The 17,794-nt window shown below is 42.5% G+C and carries 16 protein-coding genes and 3 pseudogenes; 7 read left to right on the forward strand and 12 right to left on the reverse strand.

The annotated features are described in order from the left end of the window. Positions 1–95 precede the first annotated feature (95 nt). The 4 genes and pseudogenes from dinB to LWH95_RS21655 form a co-directional block, all read left to right on the forward strand. On the forward strand, positions 96–614 hold the full coding sequence (dinB, locus tag LWH95_RS19430; RefSeq protein WP_232920186.1) for a damage-inducible protein DinB: 519 nt from the start codon (positions 96–98) through the stop codon (positions 612–614). Positions 615–790: 176 nt separating this feature from the next. Further along, positions 791–2,167 (forward strand): amino acid permease, encoded by a 1,377-nt coding sequence (locus LWH95_RS19435; protein WP_060398026.1) that lies wholly within the window; start codon positions 791–793, stop codon positions 2,165–2,167. Positions 2,168–2,490: 323 nt separating this feature from the next. Then, positions 2,491–4,116 (forward strand): ABC-F type ribosomal protection protein VmlR, encoded by a 1,626-nt coding sequence (vmlR, locus tag LWH95_RS19440; protein ID WP_232920187.1) that lies wholly within the window; start codon positions 2,491–2,493, stop codon positions 4,114–4,116. Positions 4,117–4,210: 94 nt separating this feature from the next. Continuing rightward, positions 4,211–4,399, forward strand: a pseudogene (locus LWH95_RS21655) (Hsp20/alpha crystallin family protein); the annotation flags it as partial. 46 nt (positions 4,400–4,445) lie between these two features. On the opposite strand, the gene LWH95_RS19450 reads toward LWH95_RS21655, so the two are convergent. From LWH95_RS19450 to LWH95_RS19465, 4 genes are all read right to left on the reverse strand, one after another. Next, positions 4,446–5,267: a sugar phosphate isomerase/epimerase family protein gene (locus LWH95_RS19450; RefSeq protein ID WP_232920188.1), complete on the reverse strand. Its 822-nt coding sequence runs from the start codon at positions 5,265–5,267 to the stop codon at positions 4,446–4,448. Positions 5,268–5,282: 15 nt separating this feature from the next. Next, a complete protein-coding gene (locus LWH95_RS19455; RefSeq protein WP_232920189.1) occupies positions 5,283–6,626 on the reverse strand; it encodes a sugar porter family MFS transporter in 1,344 nt (447 codons plus the stop codon). Between the two features lie 87 nt (positions 6,627–6,713). Further along, positions 6,714–7,718 (reverse strand): LacI family DNA-binding transcriptional regulator, encoded by a 1,005-nt coding sequence (locus LWH95_RS19460; protein ID WP_003240593.1) that lies wholly within the window; start codon positions 7,716–7,718, stop codon positions 6,714–6,716. A 93-nt stretch (positions 7,719–7,811) separates the two neighbouring features. Next, a complete protein-coding gene (locus tag LWH95_RS19465; protein WP_232920190.1) occupies positions 7,812–8,837 on the reverse strand; it encodes a Gfo/Idh/MocA family oxidoreductase in 1,026 nt (341 codons plus the stop codon). Between the two features lie 347 nt (positions 8,838–9,184). Here LWH95_RS19465 and LWH95_RS19470 point away from each other — a divergent pair. Beyond that, positions 9,185–9,486, forward strand: a pseudogene (locus tag LWH95_RS19470) (HIT domain-containing protein). Positions 9,487–9,496: 10 nt separating this feature from the next. On the opposite strand, the gene LWH95_RS19475 reads toward LWH95_RS19470, so the two are convergent. The 4 genes from LWH95_RS19475 to LWH95_RS19490 all read right to left on the reverse strand — a co-directional run bounded on the left by LWH95_RS19475 (position 9,497) and on the right by LWH95_RS19490 (position 12,011). Beyond that, on the reverse strand, positions 9,497–9,970 hold the full coding sequence (locus tag LWH95_RS19475) for a GNAT family N-acetyltransferase (protein ID WP_084992178.1): 474 nt from the start codon (positions 9,968–9,970) through the stop codon (positions 9,497–9,499). 151 nt (positions 9,971–10,121) lie between these two features. Continuing rightward, positions 10,122–10,466, reverse strand: coding sequence for a DoxX family protein (locus LWH95_RS19480; RefSeq protein ID WP_232920191.1), 345 nt, complete (start codon positions 10,464–10,466; stop codon positions 10,122–10,124). Next, on the reverse strand, positions 10,463–11,062 hold the full coding sequence (locus tag LWH95_RS19485) for a TetR/AcrR family transcriptional regulator (protein ID WP_232920192.1): 600 nt from the start codon (positions 11,060–11,062) through the stop codon (positions 10,463–10,465). Before LWH95_RS19485 ends, LWH95_RS19480 begins: the two co-directional genes overlap by 4 nt. Before the next feature lie 313 nt (positions 11,063–11,375). Beyond that, on the reverse strand, positions 11,376–12,011 hold the full coding sequence (locus LWH95_RS19490) for an FMN-binding negative transcriptional regulator (RefSeq protein WP_232920193.1): 636 nt from the start codon (positions 12,009–12,011) through the stop codon (positions 11,376–11,378). A gap of 145 nt (positions 12,012–12,156) precedes the next feature. Between LWH95_RS19490 and pdxR the strand changes: the two are divergent. Further along, positions 12,157–13,530, forward strand: a pseudogene (gene pdxR, locus LWH95_RS19495) (MocR-like pyridoxine biosynthesis transcription factor PdxR); the annotation flags it as partial. Positions 13,531–13,612: 82 nt separating this feature from the next. On the opposite strand, the gene LWH95_RS19500 reads toward pdxR, so the two are convergent. From LWH95_RS19500 to LWH95_RS19515, 4 genes are all read right to left on the reverse strand, one after another. Then, positions 13,613–13,951 (reverse strand): thioredoxin family protein, encoded by a 339-nt coding sequence (locus LWH95_RS19500; RefSeq protein WP_232920194.1) that lies wholly within the window; start codon positions 13,949–13,951, stop codon positions 13,613–13,615. 189 nt (positions 13,952–14,140) lie between these two features. Beyond that, positions 14,141–14,530 carry a DoxX family protein gene (locus LWH95_RS19505; RefSeq protein ID WP_232920195.1) on the reverse strand — a complete coding sequence of 130 codons (390 nt, stop codon included), beginning with the start codon at positions 14,528–14,530 and terminating at the stop codon, positions 14,141–14,143. A 138-nt stretch (positions 14,531–14,668) separates the two neighbouring features. Then, positions 14,669–15,607, reverse strand: coding sequence for a ring-cleaving dioxygenase (locus tag LWH95_RS19510; RefSeq protein WP_232920196.1), 939 nt, complete (start codon positions 15,605–15,607; stop codon positions 14,669–14,671). A 27-nt stretch (positions 15,608–15,634) separates the two neighbouring features. After that, positions 15,635–16,255 carry a nitroreductase family protein gene (locus tag LWH95_RS19515; RefSeq protein ID WP_232920197.1) on the reverse strand — a complete coding sequence of 207 codons (621 nt, stop codon included), beginning with the start codon at positions 16,253–16,255 and terminating at the stop codon, positions 15,635–15,637. Positions 16,256–16,758: 503 nt separating this feature from the next. Between LWH95_RS19515 and mneP the strand changes: the two genes are divergently transcribed. Next, positions 16,759–17,652, forward strand: coding sequence for a manganese transporter MneP (gene mneP / locus LWH95_RS19520; protein ID WP_133488279.1), 894 nt, complete (start codon positions 16,759–16,761; stop codon positions 17,650–17,652). Positions 17,653–17,794 lie beyond the last annotated feature (142 nt).

The following is a 17,794-nucleotide window of genomic DNA, read 5'->3' on the forward strand; positions in this document are numbered from 1 at the left end:
AACTATGTCTGTCAACATATTTTATTCACGAACCTCCACAAAGAACACCCGTTCGTGTACAATAGAAGTTATAAACATGAAAGGGGAAAATTCACATGTCAGATTTTTCATTCAAATTGTATGAATATAACGTCTGGGCGAATCAGCAAATATTCAACCGATTAAAAGAGCTTCCAAAAGAGGTATACCGCCAAGAAATTCAAAGTGTGTTTCCGTCGATATCCCATGTTCTGTCTCATGTATACCTATCTGATTTAGGCTGGATTGAAGTGTTTTCCGGCCAAAGCATGAACGATGCTTTGGCGTTAGCTGAACAGCTTAAAGAACAGACAGAGGCAAAAGAAATGGAGGAAATGGAAGACCTGTTTCTAACGTTATCTGAGCGCTATACATTATTTTTACAGCAAAAAGAACAGCTCAATAAGCCCCTCCAGATTCAAAACCCCTCTGGCGGAATCATGAAAACGACTGTTTCTGAACTGGTTCCCCACGTTGTCAATCACGGGACATACCACCGCGGCAATATCACGGCAATGCTGCGGCAGGCAGGATATGCATCCGCTCCGACAGATTACGGGCTCTACCTGTATATGAAAAAAACAGAAATGGCATAAGAAAAAGCGGCTCCCTAAATGGAGCCGCTTTTTCTTATGAGAAATAGTCCAAATCACATTAAAATTTCTTTTCATATATCCTTTATAGTAAAAAAGATAGAAATTTTAGTGTTATAATAATCATTAAAAACATATTGCTGACTCAATAAACATTTTTCAATGGAGGAACACACAAAGTGACAGACGACATGACGAAAGACAATATAAATCAGCAAAAATTGGAGAGAGGCTTGAAAAACAGGCATATCCAGCTCATCGCCATCGGCGGAGCCATTGGGACAGGCTTATTTCTCGGCTCTGGAAAATCGATTCATTTTGCTGGACCGTCGATTTTATTTGCTTACATGATCACGGGGATCATTTGCTTTTTAATTATGAGATCTCTGGGTGAACTGTTGTTATCGAATTTGAACTATCACTCTTTTGTTGATTTTGTGCAAGACTATTTAGGCGATATGGCAGCCTTTATCACCGGCTGGACATATTGGTTCTGCTGGATTTCCATTGCGATGGCTGATCTGACAGCCGTCGGGCTTTACACCCAATATTGGCTCCCGGGTGTGCCGCAATGGGTGCCCGGCTTAATCGCTCTGATTATTTTACTGATTATGAACCTGGCAACCGTCAAGCTTTTTGGAGAATTAGAATTTTGGTTTGCTTTAATTAAAGTCATTGCCATTTTGGCCCTGATCGTCATTGGTCTTGTGATGATCTTCAAAGGTTTTTCCACAAGCTCAGGGGTCTCCAGTTTCACAAATCTCTGGAGCCACGGAGGCATGTTCCCGAATGGCATGCACGGGTTTATCCTCTCGTTCCAGATGGTTGTGTTTGCCTTTGTTGGCATTGAGCTGGTCGGACTTACAGCCGGTGAAACAGAAAACCCTGAAAAAGTAATTCCTAAAGCGATCAACAATATCCCTGTCCGGGTGCTGCTTTTCTATATTGGTGCTCTTCTTGTGATTATGAGCATCTATCCTTGGGATGTCGTCAATCCTAGCGAGAGCCCATTCGTACAAGTATTTGTCGCGGTGGGCATCGTCGGGGCAGCAAGCATTATCAACTTTGTTGTATTGACATCCGCTGCTTCAGCATGCAACAGCGCTGTATTCAGTACAAGCCGCATGGTCTATTCCCTGGCGAAAGATAACAATGCGCCTGAATCAATGGCGAAACTGACTCCGCGTAAAGTACCTAGAAATGCATTGTTCTTTTCGGCTATCGTGATTTTAATCGGTGTCACGTTAAACTACATCATGCCAGAAGGCGTATTCACCCTGATCACAAGCATTTCAACCTTATGCTTTATCTATATTTGGGGTATTACGGTCATCTGCCATATGAAATACCGGAAAACAAGACCTGAACTAGCAAAAACAAATAAGTTTAAGCTTCCGCTTTATCCGTTTACAAATTACCTGATTCTCGCGTTTCTGGCGTTTATCCTTGTTGTGCTGGCATTGGCTGAGGATACCAGAGTTTCGCTATTCGTTACACCGGTTTGGTTTATTTTGCTGATTGTGATTTATAAAGTAAGAAAAGCGAAGCATCAATAAGATTCGCAGCTCCTGCCTCAGAAATGAGAGCAGGAGTTTTTTTGATGAAAATGACCTTTGCTTTCGAATTTGAAGGTATGCTATAGTATTTGTAATCAAAACAAGAAGGGATGATGGGTGGACAATGATTAACTAATCTTATTTTTACCGTTTGAAATCAATATTTCAAATCAGAAAAAATAGGATTAGTCTGCCCATTTTCTATATATACGACACTGCTATTTATGAAAAATAGCTTATTTGATCATGCACAGGCGCGGCTAATCCTTCCAACACATTTTGGGAGGATTTTTTTATTCTCCCTTTTAAAGCGAGGGATATGGATGAAAGAGATCGTAACATTAACAAACGTCAGCTATGAAGTGAAGGATCTGACTGTTTTCAAAAACGTAAATGCAAGTGTTCAGCAAGGAGATATCATTGGGATTATCGGCAAAAACGGTGCTGGGAAATCTACGCTGCTGCACCTCATTCACAATGACTTAGCCCCTGCACAGGGACAAATCCTTCGGCAGGATATAAAAATGACGATGGTTGAACAGGAAACCGCGTCGTATTCCTTCGCGGATCAGACGCCTGCCGAAAAGAAATTATTGGAGAAATGGCGTGTGCCCGTCCGTGATTTCCAACAGTTAAGTGGCGGTGAAAAATTGAAAGCGCGGCTGGCGAAAGGACTGTCGGAGGATGCAGATCTTTTACTGTTAGATGAACCGACAAACCACCTTGATGAAAGTAGCTTGCAGTTTCTCATTCAACAGCTGAAAAGTTATAGAGGCACTGTGATTCTCGTTTCTCACGATCGGTATTTTTTAGACGAAGCTGCCACAAAAATATGGTCGCTTGAAGACCAAACGCTGATCGAATTCAAAGGGAATTACTCTGGGTATATGAAGTTCCGTGAAAAGAAAAGACTCACCCAGCAGCGAGAATATGAAAAGCAGCAAAAAATGGTTGAACGGATTGAAGCACAAATGAATGAGCTTGCTTCATGGTCGAAAAAAGCCCATGCCCAATCGACGAAAAAGGAAGGGTTTAAAGAATATCACCGTGTAAAAGCGAAGCGTACGGATGCCCAGATTAAATCCAAGCAGAAGCGGCTTGAAAAAGAACTGGAAAAAGCAAAGGCGGAACCCGTTAAGCCGGAATATACTGTACACTTTTCAATTGACACAAGCAAAAAAACAGGAAAACGTTTTTTAGAAGTTCAGCATATAACGAAGGCTTTTGGTGAAAGAACCCTCTTTACAAACGCAAATTTTACGATTCAGCATGGCGAAAAGGTTGCGATCATAGGCCCCAATGGCAGCGGAAAAACGACATTACTGAAAATCATTCTGGGACAGGAAACAGCTGAGGGAAGTGTATGGATGTCGCCGTCCGCAAATATCGGCTATTTAACGCAGGAAGTGTTTGATTTGCCTTTAGAACAAACACCGGAAGAGTTATTTGATAATGAAACATACAAAGCAAGAGGGCATGTTCAAAGCCTGATGAGGCACTTGGGTTTTACAGCTTCCCAATGGACTGAGCCGATCAAGCATATGAGTATGGGTGAGCGTGTAAAGTGCAAGCTGATGGCATATATTCTTGAAGAAAAAGACGTGCTGATTTTAGATGAGCCGACAAACCATCTCGATCTGCCGTCACGCGAACAGCTGGAAGAAACACTGTCACAATACAGCGGTACATTGCTGGCGGTTTCACATGACCGATACTTTCTCGAAAAAACAACAAACTGTAAACTCGTCATCTCGGGCAACGGCATCGAAAAGCAGTTAAATGACGCTCCTTTAGAAAGAAATGAGCGGGAGGAGCTTCGTTTAAAGCTTGAGACAGAAAGACAAGAAGTACTGGGAAAGCTCAGTTTTATGATGCCAAATGATAAAGGGTACAAGGAGCTGGATCAGGCTTTCAATGAGCTTACGAAACGGATTAAAGAGCTGGATTGAAGCCGTGAGGACCTCTAAAACAATATAGAACACAAAAAAGCAAATAATATTGACAAACGAAATAGACACACAGGAGGTCCTAGACAGCATAAAAGTGGATGTAAACCAAACTAAAAATGAAGTGGTGGCTACATTCCGATATTCCCGGGATCGAAAAGAACGTTACGCGGGCAGCTTCCACAGAACCGTGACACTGCCGGCAGCTGTTTCTCACGAAGGCGTAAAAGCAACCTACACGAATGGAGTACTGGTCGTCAGAATGCCTAAGTTAACGCAAGGCAATATGTTGATTTTTATTAAAAAGGACAACAGCCGTTGTCCTTTTTTCTTTATATTTTCAAGCCTTCCCACGACCTTAATGTCTCTAATGATGACTTATAATACCCTGCCACTACTTCCAAATAGGCATTTCCTTTAATCGGAGTAAACGGATCCGGTCCAGCCGCCACCATCTCCATAATAATCGGGCCTTTATAACCGATAAAATTGAGCGCTTCGATTTGCTCTTTGAGATTCGCATGGCCGTTTCCGATCGCCTGGCGATTTGAATCGGCCACGTGATAGACTCCGAGTTTCTGCCCTGCCAATTTAATGGCCTTCACAGGATCAGCTTCTTCTATGTTCATATGATACGCATCGAGAAGAACTTCGAGATTGGGGCTGCTGACATCACGTATGAATTGTAACGCTTCTTTGCCAGTGACCACTTGATGATTTTCGTACCGGTTTAATACTTCGAATACGACCTGAATCTGTAATTCCTCCGCTTTGGCCATGATTTTTTTAGCGCCTTCGACCAATAAACTCCAATCCCGCGCATCATCACCGCTCCCTCTCACTTTACCGACATCGCCGTGAAGACAGATGCGGGGGGCGCCTGCATCCGCAGCCCAATCCAGTAAATCCAAGAAATACTGTACAGCCTTTGACCGAACTTCTTCATTCGCACTTGAAATATCCACATTCCTTGGCGTTACCGATAAAACCTTTACTTGATGAGCAGCCAATGTTTCGGCAATGTCTTTCGGATTCAGCGAAATATCCCCTTCGATCTCACCCCCATCTACTCCGATTTCTGCAGCCAGCCGGCATTTTTGTTCAAATGGAATGCTGCCGAAAGTCCATAAGCATAACCCATATTCTCTTCCCATATTGAAATCCCCCTTTTAGAAAGATGAAGCTGTATTCTTTGACATGATTTCTCCTTCAATCTGTTCCAATGATTTGCCTTTAGTCTCCGGCACATATTGATAAACAAAGAGAAAGGCAAGAACGCCAATGGCGCCGTACATGAGAAATAATGAACCTGTACCGATCAGATCTAAAAGCAGCGGGAAGGACAGCGACACTGCAATATTCGCCAGCCACAGACAGGTACTTGCGATTCCCAGCGCCGTCCCCCTGATCTGTAACGGGAAAATTTCAGCCAGCACAACCCAAACGACCATTCCCCAGCTCGCTGAATACGCTACCATAAACAAGCATAAGCAGGATAACAGCAGCCACCCGGGTGCATGAAAGAATAGCGTACTGACACCCAAAATACCAAGTGCCAAAGACATTCCGACATTGCCAATCAGCATAAGATTTCTTCGCCCTATCCTATCAATCAGCAGCAAGCCAATGATCGTAAATAAGACATTGATAATGCCGATGCCTATGGTTCCTGCAATGGCACTGGCAGCGCCGAATCCCGCATTTTCTAAGATGGTCGGTGTATAATAAATAATCGTATTCGTGCCTATCACTTGCTGAAAGATGGCGATCCCAATACCGATAAATAAGATCGGCCTAATTACCGGAGATAATAATGTTGATATTGAAACACGCTCTTCCATCTTGATCTCCTTCATACTGCGGATCTCAGCATCAATTGTTTTCGAATCTCTCGTCAGAAGCAAAATATGGCGTGCTTCATCCTCACTTCTTTTCTGCAGCACCCATCGCGGGCTTTCAGGCATAAAAAACATGCCGGCCATGAGAATGACGGAGGGAATCACTGCTAATAGGAGCATCAGATCCCACCTGCCCGAAGATGAAAAAATAAAGTTTACAATATACGCCATGAGAATCCCGAAAGAATTCATCAATGTATTCAATGAAGCGATTCTGCCTCTGATCGCGGCAGGCGCCATTTCTGACAGATACAAAGGAACAATTGCCGAAGCTCCTCCAACCGCTACACCCAATTCTATTCTGAATAGTAATAATATTCCGATATTATGAGCCAAACCTGTTCCAATGGCTCCAATTGTAAAAAGCACACCGAGCCAGATGATTGTTTTTTTCCTGCCATAGCGGTCGGAAAATCTTCCGCAAAAGGCTGCCCCGGCTAAAGCGCCAATCAGTACTCCGCTGACAACCAATCCTTCTAAAAATGGAGTCAGCTCCATGTCTTCTCTAATAAACAGCAGCGCGCCGGATATTACACCCGTATCGTACCCGAACAGCAAACCTCCTAATGCGCCGAAAAAATAAATAAAACTGATATAGACCTTTTTGGATGTCATCAAGACACCTCCGACTGATTGTATTTAACGTTTAAGTAAGGGAGATCCCTTCGTCTAAGAGAAAGATCCCCCAAAATACCAAAAGGGTCATAACAGTGACGCCGTTGAATCCCGCACTATTAATGAAGGAGACAGCATCACGCGCTGTATCACTTTCTTTTGTTTTGAATTGGCCATGCCGTCCATCAGCAGTTCAATTGCCTTTTCTCCCATTTCTTCAGTCGGCTGTGCGATAGTCGTCAATTGGGGATCACTGATCTTTGCAAGGACGCTGTTGTCAAACCCAATTAGAGAAAGGGATGAAGGAATAGAAATATGAAGCTGCCTTGCAGCCTGCAAAACGCCTAAAGCAAGCAGCTCAGTCGTCACAAAGACAGCCGTCGGCCTATGTTTTTGATTAAGCAGCTTTAAACTGATGTCTTTACTGGCTGACAAGTCATATGGACAGTCCAGAATAGCTGATTCATCGATTTGGATTCCTGAAACCTGCAGTCCTTCTTTAAAGCCGATGACACGATTTTTGATTGATGTATTGTTAATCTTTTCTGCTATGACAGCTATATTTGTATGCCCTAATTGGGCTAAATGGACAGCTGCCTCGTATCCCCCTTTAAAATCATCCGCCACTACAGTGTCTACAGGCAGATGTGGTATATCTCTCGACAGCATGACAACCGGCATGTCGCTTTCAATCAGTTCGCGTATCGCCTGACTGTTTTTGAGACCCGTCGCCACAATAATGCCGTCTACATGCTTTTGCTTCAGCATGGTAATATACTCCTCTTCTCTCAGCGAATTATTGTCCGTACTGCATATGATGACACTGAAGTCCTTTTTACGGCCGCTGTCCTCCACAGCTCTGGCCAGTTCGGCCATAAACGGATTGGCGATGTCAGGAATGAGCAGCCCGATGGTCTTCATCATTTTTCTCGCTGAAGTCACAACACTTGGCTGATATTGAAGCTCCTCAATCACTTTCCAAATTCTATTTTTCGTTTTTTCGCTTATATTGCCGGTATTATTAAGAACCTTTGAAACGGTAGAGATTGAAACGTTTGCTTCCTTAGCAACATCATAAATGGTTGTTTTCATTAAGAAGGCCACCTTTATAAAATAGATCCTCTCTAGTATAAACGAATGCTTACCAGAATTTCTTTTTAAAAAGGTGCTTCTTCTATCAAAAACTCAAACCGTTTGCGGCACTCCGTCTTTTAATGTGACAGGCTGCTTCGTTTTGCAAGATTCTATACAAGCTGCGGCAATAGCAAGTGCTGCACGCGCATCTTCGCCTGTAACTAAGGTTGGCTTATGATTTCGAACGGCATCCACAAATGATTGTAACTCATCAACATAAGCATCAAATAATAAGTCCTGATCGTAGCGAATCGTGTTGTAGCTGACTCCGTCTTTGTTATACCTTGTCATGTTTGTATGGCGGATATCTCCGATGGTCAGCATGCCTTCAGATCCGAACACTTCTCCGCGGACATCATATCCATAAACGGCTTGGAAGTTCGCTTCCGCCGTTGCAATCGCTCCGTTATCAAATTTGATCGTGACAACTGCAGTATCCAAAAATCCTTTGTCTTTAAAATCAGGTCTGACAAGCGCATCAGCCGCGGCATAGACTTCAATCGGCTTCGCATCTGGATTGAGGTAGAGTAACGTATCAAAGTCATGAATCAGCGTCTCTAAGAAGATCGTCCATTGTGGAATTGGTGTCGGATCGCCGAGTGCCGGGTCTCTTGTGATGGAACGCATTAACTGAGGCGTGCCAATTTTTCCTGTACGGATTTCCTCATACGCACTGCGAAAGCCTTTAGCAAAACGTCTGTTAAAACCGATTTGAAGCGGAATAGACTCTTCATTTACTATCCTTATGACTTCATCCGCTTCTTCCAGCGTGACAGCCATCGGTTTCTCACAAAATACAGCTTTCCCCTTCTTTGCCGCTGCAATAATGTTTGCGGCATGCGTCCTTGCCGGCGAAGCAATGATGACCGCATCAATATCAGGATGTTCCAGCATATCTAACGGATCTGTAAGCGCTTTAATATTTGAGCCGATTGCTTTTGCAAATGCTTCTGCATTCCCCGGAACCGGATCTGCAACTGCATACAAATCTGCTCCTTTCACACGGAACGCAATACTTTCTCCGTGAAAAGCTCCCATCCGTCCCGCACCTAATAGCCCAACCTGTACATTTCCCATCAGTACCACTCCCATTCTGCGAAAATAAGGAAAGTCTTTCTCTACAATATCATTACACAATAAAAAATAACCCCTAAAATACTTCTAAAATACATTTAAGATAGGGAAAGTCTTTCCTAGTTGATTTCAATTGTAACCCCTTACATTTTTAAGGTCAATCTTTTTTTGCTGTGTTTAAAGCAGACCTCTCCCTTAGCCGTCGATCAAGCCTGCAATGACTAAGGGTTCAGGGGCAAAAAAATACCAAGGGTGTGCGGCCCTGATCGTTCAAATGGAAACTTCTCATATAGAAGGGAGGTAATGAAGAAAAGCAGAAGAGTAAATGAAACAAAGTGAGGATGGATCATATGACTGAAGACTTTTACTGTGATGAAGTATTTAGCGGCAAAACGAAGCAAATAAGGTATTAGAGGCAGATAACGTATTGGCTTACTATCATACAAACCCTTTTTATCCAGTCCATATTGTGGCTGTCCCTAAGAAACATATTTCCTCATTGATCATCCTGGAAGAGAACGACCATGATTTGCTTCTTGAATTAATGGTGACGGAAGAAAAAGGCGCATGCCGTGTGATCACCAACTTGGGAGAATACCAGGACTCTAAACATCTACATTGGCATATTGTGTTTGAGAAACCGCTTAAGTAAGCAGCTTTTATCAACACAGCTGTTTCCGCATACGTATATTTGTCATGGCATATCCCATCTTCTGATAAAGATAGACGGCTGTCTCGTTATGCGCAAACACATGGAGAGCAAGTCTTTCAGCACCAAGCTCTCTTGCTCTTTCATCCAGACTTTGAAGCGCCAATTGAGCCAGCCCTTTACCGCGAAAGGCTTCATACAATCCAAAGGAATAGATAAACGCTTCCTTTTGCGGATGAAGCGGATCAGCATACAGCCAGAGCCAGCCCATCCTTTCCCCTTGTTCATTTGTGATGTTCCAAAAGAAATGATTGCTGCTGCTTCGTCCATTCGGAATCATGTTCTCATATGCCTGCTCCGATTTCTCAAGCGCCTCTTTTTCCGTCCAAGTTCCCGATTGTATGTTTTGTTTCGCATAATTTTGCACGGACATCCCGCGAAATGCTTCGAACTCCTCCATACTCATGTCTTCCAAAGTTAACGCCATCCTGCATTCCTCCTTTATGAAAAAAAGTCCAGCCGGTGCCGGACGAATAACGTACAAATGAAGATCTATTTCTATTATTCGGTTTATACCTGTTTCTATTATTCGATAAGAGGAGGAGATCTCCTGCAAATTGGTTTGTTAAGTGAATAGCTTACGTGAACTCCCGAATGATTATAATGATAGAAACAATCAAACAGATCATCGCAGGGATCGACATGAGTACCGATTGGCGTGCGCGAAAAATGTGTGCATGAACCGCTCCCGCCATGAGAACGACAAACAACACACCTGCCCCAAACGCTGCATACCGATTCCAAATTCCCGCTGTCATAGCAAGTGCCCCGGCTATTTCAAGAATGCCAGTAACAGTCAGAAACCATAATGGATATTGATAATGCCGCCAATGCTCAACTTGAAAGGGAGCGCGGAACACCTTTATGATGCCTCCCGCGAGCATAAAAGCTGCCAAACTGGCCTTCATAATAATAGATATCATCTTACGTCACTCCCTTTTGGAAGCATCCCGTATATTAAAAGATTCACAACCTGTGCTGCGAGGCTTGCCGGATCTTTGGTTCCGGTTAACAAAAATGAATCGGTTAAATGTTCGATCATGCCGATCAAACACTCAGCGACCGTTTCCATATCTAGGTCAGAACGAAAATAACCAAGCCGCTGTTCTGCTTCTAAGTTCTCTTTCAAACCCATCGCCAAGTCTTTTTTCATTTGTTTCGCTTCTGGGTTAAGAAAAAAGCCGATCGTGGTTAAATCCTTGTCCTCAGCCAGAAATTGAAAAACAGTTTCCACAGCAGACAGCACCCGTTTTGATACATCATTCGTATTTAATCCGTTTTCCAGAAGAAGTGACGCTGTCAGCTTTCTTACACGAGAGTGAAAATCAGTGATTATCTCCTCAAAAATGGCTTCTTTGCTTTGAAAGTACAGATAAAAAGAAGGCTGCGTCAGTCCGGCTCTTTTCACAATTTCACTTACCTTCGTCTCATGAAATCCCCGAATCGAAAATTCATTAGCAGCAGCTTTGAGTAATCGTTTCCGGCTTTCTTCCCCTTTACGTCCTTTTTTGCTTCTCAATTAGGATCATCCCCTACAAAAAGATACTCACAAGTAACATTACTTGTGAGTATTATTTCATGCCGTTGGCTTCTATGTCAATGAATTTCAAACTGATCGTGTTTGCCAACTTCCTTTATTCAGGGGTTTTGCACTGCATTATGATGAAGTGAGGAATACTGATATGCTAGTGGGTCAATCATTGATATCCCATGATTGATCCTCATGCTATGATACAGAAAATATTGATCCATTCGCTCCAGCCCAATTTCAGATAGCTCCTTTTTATTGAAAAGTTCATGACCGATATAATCTTTTAAATTGTCTTAACAGGCTATTTGCCTGAGACGCCTTCTCTCTCTTTTTTATTGATATTTTCCTTCATCAAACCGGAGATTTTCTGTTCATCGGTATGCGGGATCTGATTAAGCTGATTCATCACTAACGTTTGCCGTAGCAGTGAATGATTTTGACTCAGCTTCGCTTTCCCCTCTATTTTGCTGATTTTGACTTTGAACCCTTTCACTCCTTTGTTCATGCCCGCCAAAAATGCAGGATCGACATCTTCTAGTTTGTATGAGCTGTCCGGGCTTTCATACTTCAATACCAAGTCTTTCATAGAGTCTGCTAATTCTTTTTCATCCTCTAAAAGCTCCACTTCTCCATAAACGTGGACCGTAACGTAATTCCATGTCGGGACGGCTTTATTCGTCTCATACCACGATGGCGAGATATAGCAATGGGGACCATGAAAAACAGCCAAAACGGATTGGCCGACAATGTCCTTCCATTGAGGATTCTGCAAAGCAAAATGACCGTATAAGCAGGCTTTGTCATCACTTATCAGCAACGGCAAATGGGTTGCAAACGGCATGCCTTCATGCATCGAGAACAACGTCGCAAAACCATTTTCCCGGATGACATCATAAGCGTCTGATTCGTTAAGTTTAAATGGGGCAGGAATAAACATAAACCAATCTCCCTTCTGATTAAGCCGATCACTGTCGAACAGGAAACTGTCTCCATGATCAGTTATTTATAAGGTATAATATGATACTAACTGACATTTTCAAAGGTACAGTTTTAAACAAATATGCATGTCAGAGGTGAAAGCAGTGAAAAATATGATTTTTGCTTTTCATCATGAGGGCCCTAAATACAAACAAGTTTACGAGCAGTTTAAATCATTAATTGAACAAGGGCATTTACGGGCGAATGAACAATTACCCTCTATTCGGGAGCTCGCTCATTCCTTGCAGGTGAGCCGCAATACAACTTTGATGGCCTATGATCAGCTGATAGCGGAAGGCTACATTCGGGGAGAAAGAAGAAAAGGCTATTTTGTGAATGAAATCGAGCCTCTTTTATTTCAGGGGAAAGAGACATCTTCTCAAAACAAGCAAACAGATACAGCGCCGCAAATTCTCATTGATTTTCGCCCCGGGGCTGTAGACCAAACACATTTCCCGCTTAAAATATGGAGAAGGCTGTCCAATCAAATGCTGGCATCAGAGAAGAGCTACCTATACGGTGAAGCATTCGGAGAAAAATGCCTGCGTGAACAAATTGCGGCTTATCTATTAGAATCGCGAGGCGTAAAAGCAGATGCAAATTCGATTATGATTGGCAGCAGCACACAGCAAATGCTTATTTATCTTGGACAGATTTTAAAAAATGATTTTTCCGGCATCATCGTAGAGGATCCTGGATATGTTGGGGCACGAGAAGCTTTTCAGCTGCAAGGTTTTACTCTCGAAACGCTGCCTGTTTATGAGACAGGCGCCGATTTTTCAGCATTACATCAAATGAATGAAAGATTAATCTATGTAACACCCTCTCACCACAGCCCTTATGGGGTAAGCATGTCTATTCAGGAGCGGCAAGCACTGATTCATTGGGCGGCTAAAAAAGACGGGTATATTCTTGAAGATGATTATGACAGTGAATTCCGTTACACACAGCAGCCCTTCCCTGCACTGGCCTCTATTCATTCAGAAAGAGTCATTTATCTGGGGAATTTCTCAAAATCTTTTCTCCCAGGCATTCGCCTCTGCTATATGGTGCTGCCGGAGCCCATTTTACAGCGCTATCAGCATCGATTTCATCAATTCGAAAGCACCGCTTCTTTGCTGAGCCAGCTCACCATGGCAGAGTTTATGAAAGAAGGAGAATGGACCCGTCATATCAAACGAATGCGCGTTGTCTACAAACGCAAAATGCAGCACTTGGCTGCAAGTGTGAAGCATCAGTTCGGACATCATGTATCCGTAATAGGTGAACAGTCCGGGTTATACATATTAGTAAAGGTTCATGAGAATTGTTCAGAAGAATCGCTGATTCAGCGTGCTTTGGAATACGGAGTAAAAGTCTATCCTACCGCGCTCTATTTTGTAAACAACGCTTCTGATCATCCGCTGATTAAATTGGGTTTCGGACATCTTGGCTTTGATGACATAACACATGGCGTCCAGCTTTTAAAACAAGCATGGGGGACGGCACGGCATGACGTTGTCCCTTTCTATGACAAAAAGCCCCTTAAAGGGGGCTTTTCATTTGAAAAGTATAAACACTTTATTCATCTTGATATAACTGATAAACCCTTTTCAGCCTTTCTTCGAGCTGTTCAAAATGAACAAAACGGGCTTCTCTCAGAAACTCAGTCCCATCAATGAACAAAAGAAGCACAGGGACAGTGAAGACTGAAAATCTGCCGGCAACCTCCTCTACATCGTCAGCATTGATATGCCCCAATTTGATGTTTGGAAACTGCTCCAATAATATTCTGAGCTGCGGCAGAACAGCATGACATACTGTACAGCCGGGCCTTGAAATGTAGAGAAAACTGAATTGGTGCTGTTTGATAAAATTCTCCATAGAATCCAATGAATGTAATTTTGTCATCTCTTTCATCAAATTCCCCCTTCAAATTGGTCTGCCTTTCATGACCAAGCTCATCGATACGCGTATCATTCACTATACACATTTATATTTATAATATCCGCTTTTTTGCTTTGCAGAGTACCCGCAAGTTATGCTCAAAAATCTCAAAACAAAAGAACAGTTACTGACGAGCAGTAACTGTTCTTAAATACTTGAATATTAAAAATGCAAAGCGTAAGCCCCTGAACCGATGAGTGCAACCCCAATGGAGACTGCAATCAGCACTGCGTTATATTCAAAACCGCCGGCGCCATTTGCAAATCCTTTCGCTCCATGGACTTTTACGATGGCACCTAACATAATAATCGTTATGATAGCAGCTCCAAGCGGGAGAAATACACCTAAAATAAATAGAATTCCGCTTACTAATTCCCCAAGACCTGATAAAGCGGCCGCGACGTTACCTGGTTTAACCCCAATTGCCTCGAACCATTGTCCGGTTCCTTTAATCCCGTATCCGCCAAACCAGCCGAATAACTTTTGTGATCCATAAAACAGAAACACCACACCAATCATAATACGAATAAGCAACAGTCCTGCATCTTCCATTTTTATCTCTCCTTATTTTTGATGTAACATGATATGCTGAAAGGCACCAGTCTGATTCTTTGCCGCCAGTACCGTCTTAGCAATCATCTGTTGACTATATGCCTCTTTATTTTCTTCATGCGTCAGCGTTATTTAAAATCAATCTAACTCTCTCACTTCAAACGGCAGCAGCCCTTGTTCAATTTGTGTTCGATGCGGTTCATACTGCACAGGCAGCATCAATTTTCCACCCATTGTTTCTTGTGATTCATCATGGGCAAATCCCGGTGGATCCGTTGCAATTTCAAACAGGATTTCCCCATGCTCTCTGAAGTAAATCGCATTAAAGTAATTTCTATCCCGAACAGGAGTTACACCATATCCGTGAGAAGCAATATATCTTTGCCATTCTAATTGATCTTGGTCATCGCTAGCTCGCCAAGCAATGTGATGCACCGTGCCGACTCCCATTTGCCCGCGGCCAATAGGCGTTAATTTAAGGTCAATCACATTTCCGATATCACCGGCAGAGCGATAACGAACGAAGTCTCCTTCCTTGCCGACTCGTTCCAGCCCCATAATGTTTTCTAGCAGTTCACCTGTTTTTTCAGGCTGTGCTGATAACAGGGTTGCACCCCCAAAACCTTTAATGGCAACCTCAGGTGTTACATCTCCGAAAGTCCAAGTATTGGCTTCTCCTTCTTCTCTTTCCACGATTTCTAAATGCAGGCCATGCGGATCATCAAATTCTATATACTGTTCTCCAAAACGCTCGATTTTTGTGTATGGAACGTTGAACTTTTCAAGTCTCTTTTCCCAAAATGCCATGGATCCCTTCGGCACGATATAAGAGGTCACGGCTACTTGACCGTCTCCAATGATGCCTTTGCGGGCTCCTGCCCACGGAAAGAAGGTGATAATTGTTCCAGGCTTTCCGCCTTCATTCCCAAAATAAAGATGATACGTACCCGGGTCATCAAAATTGACCGTTTGCTTGACCAATCGAAGTCCCAGCACTCCTGCGTAGAAATCTGTGTTTTCTTGAGGGTGACCGACAATTGCTGTAATATGATGTATTCCCATCGTTTTTTTAGCCATTTTTACCCGCTCCTTTAAACGTTCAATTTACATATATTCAACAAACTCATTCACAGGCTTCCGGTAGCCGCGCGGCCTTCTGCTCTCTGTTTTTTCTTTCCCAATTGTAATCATCATGACAATCTCAAATTGGTCATCTATATTCAAAATCTGTTTCACGGCTTCATCATCAAAGCCGATCATAGGGCAGGTGTCCCAGCCTTTTTCCTTAGCGCTCAGCATAAACATCATCGCAGAAAGTGAAGCATTCCTTATCGCCTCGTCTCTCTTAAATGGCTCTCCTCTGTTTTCATAAAACGAAACTGTGTCTTGAACCATGTGATCATACTCTTGTTTATTTAATATCCCCAACATCTTTAATCCTTCATAAATGTCAGCCGCTTGCTGATATGCCTGCTTATCCCCTAATACCAAAAGAACTGCCGATGAGCTCAATACCTTATATTGTCCGTTTGCGGCCTGCTTCAGCTTTTCTTTTACATCCGGGTCAAGTACCGTCACATATTTGGTATGCTGTAAATTAAAAGCCGATGGAGCCAATGCAACCAATTCAAACATCTCATTGAGTTCATCTTTCGTGATTGGATGATCTGGAAGGAAGTTGCTTGCAGATCTTCTTTCATTAACTAACTGTGAAAATTCAGCCATTTACGAACACCCCTTTTATCTCGAATTCGAGATATTATTTTATAAAAAATCGATTGCATATGATGCAAAAGAATGACATTGATTGAGATTGCTCTACATTATTCAGCAACACGCTTTTTTAAATAGTCCTGCATGTTTTTATTCTGAAACCCAAACTAAATATCTTGAATTAAGATATCTTTAATATGAGATAATGATAAAATACAAATGTTCTCATGTCAACAGTTTTTAAAAAATCAGGTGGAAATTTTTCACTAAAGCTGGATTTTTGTTTGGGATAATCACTGCTTGTTTCAAAAGAACCCCTTTGTTTGCTGTGTGATCTTTAGCCTGGCACCAACTTTTTTTCTGTCACCTTATTTATTAGTAAACAGGAAACAACGTTGCTATAGACCCACTCGAAATTCAATTGGTATGATAAGCAAAGTGATTACACAAGAAAGGATACGGAGAGCGAACAAAAAGCACTCCTATTTTTTTGTGCAGTTTTATAGGAGGAAAAAATGGCAAGTGAAAGAGAACAAATAAGCAAAAAGGTAGCTTTGATTGCATTGATAGCCAATCTGATCTTAATGGCAGGAAAGGTCTTTTTTGGGCTGATAGGCGATAGTGAAGCTGTTTTTGCAGACGGAATCCATTCTGCAGCGGATGTCGTTGCTTCGATTGCTGTCCTGGCAGTCATCGGCATTTCCAATAAACCGCCTGATCAAGACCATCCTTTCGGGCATGGAAAAGCTGAGGTCATTAGTGAGGCGATTGTCGGAATTATCTTAGTGATCGTATCCGTTTATATCCTAATAGAAGCGATTCTGTCTTTTGTTGAAGGGCCAAGCGTTCCACAATACAGCGCATTGTTTGCAGCTCTGATTTCGTACGTGGCTAAGCAGATCTTATATCGTTATTCCATAAAGCAGGGGGAAAAATGGAACAGCAAAGCGATTATAGCGATTGCATACGATCATAAAGGCGATATCGTTGCCTCTCTCGCCGCTTTTATCGGCGTCCTATTGGCGATTATCGGAAACACCCGCGGATGGTCCTTTCTGTTGTACGCCGATGCAATTGCCAGCGCCATCGTGGCTTACCTCATTTTTAAGATTTCAATGGAATTAATCAGGCCGTCTGTTGATGTTCTCATGGAGAAAAGTGTTGATCCCGAGCTGATAGAGGAATATAAAGCTGTTATTTTGCATTTTTCTCAAGTAAAACGGCTCGATAAAATTCGCGCGAGAGAACATGGCCACTATAAATTGCTTGATGTCCGTTTATCTTTGGATTATGATTTGACGATTAAGCAGGGACACGATATTGCCCGAGAAATCCGAAATGAAATCAAAAGACAGTTTTCAGATGTTGAAGAAGTGCTTATCCATGTGAATCCTTATTTTGAAGAATAAAAAAAGCTCCTTTTCATGGGACTGACCCCATAAGATGAGACAAATAAAAACACCTTCAAGTTTGAATACGGATGATTGTTATCCGAAATTAGACTTGGAGGTGTTTTTTCTATGGGGACAAGAGTGAGTTATCCGGTTGAAG

Origin of the sequence: Bacillus sp. G16, from assembly GCF_021282335.1 — a bacterium.
GTDB classification, from domain to species: domain Bacteria; phylum Bacillota; class Bacilli; order Bacillales; family Bacillaceae; genus Bacillus; species Bacillus inaquosorum.

Coding starts and splice junctions, on each gene's coding strand:
- LWH95_RS19465 (WP_232920190.1), bottom strand. CDS start 8,837: ATGGGAAATGTACAGGTTGGGCTATTAGGTGCGGGACGGATGGGAGCT.
- LWH95_RS19500 (WP_232920194.1), bottom strand. CDS start 13,951: ATGAAAGAGATGACAAAATTACATTCATTGGATTCTATGGAGAATTTT.
- LWH95_RS19460 (WP_003240593.1), bottom strand. CDS start 7,718: ATGAAAACAACCATTTATGATGTTGCTAAGGAAGCAAACGTTTCAATC.
- LWH95_RS19475 (WP_084992178.1), bottom strand. CDS start 9,970: ATGGCGTTAACTTTGGAAGACATGAGTATGGAGGAGTTCGAAGCATTT.
- dinB (WP_232920186.1), top strand. CDS start 96: ATGTCAGATTTTTCATTCAAATTGTATGAATATAACGTCTGGGCGAAT.
- LWH95_RS19505 (WP_232920195.1), bottom strand. CDS start 14,530: ATGGAAGATGCAGGACTGTTGCTTATTCGTATTATGATTGGTGTGGTG.
- LWH95_RS19480 (WP_232920191.1), bottom strand. CDS start 10,466: ATGATATCTATTATTATGAAGGCCAGTTTGGCAGCTTTTATGCTCGCG.
- LWH95_RS19450 (WP_232920188.1), bottom strand. CDS start 5,267: ATGGGAAGAGAATATGGGTTATGCTTATGGACTTTCGGCAGCATTCCA.
- LWH95_RS19490 (WP_232920193.1), bottom strand. CDS start 12,011: ATGTTTATTCCTGCCCCATTTAAACTTAACGAATCAGACGCTTATGAT.
- vmlR (WP_232920187.1), top strand. CDS start 2,491: ATGAAAGAGATCGTAACATTAACAAACGTCAGCTATGAAGTGAAGGAT.
- mneP (WP_133488279.1), top strand. CDS start 16,759: ATGGCAAGTGAAAGAGAACAAATAAGCAAAAAGGTAGCTTTGATTGCA.
- LWH95_RS19510 (WP_232920196.1), bottom strand. CDS start 15,607: ATGGCTAAAAAAACGATGGGAATACATCATATTACAGCAATTGTCGGT.
- LWH95_RS19515 (WP_232920197.1), bottom strand. CDS start 16,255: ATGGCTGAATTTTCACAGTTAGTTAATGAAAGAAGATCTGCAAGCAAC.
- LWH95_RS19455 (WP_232920189.1), bottom strand. CDS start 6,626: ATGACATCCAAAAAGGTCTATATCAGTTTTATTTATTTTTTCGGCGCA.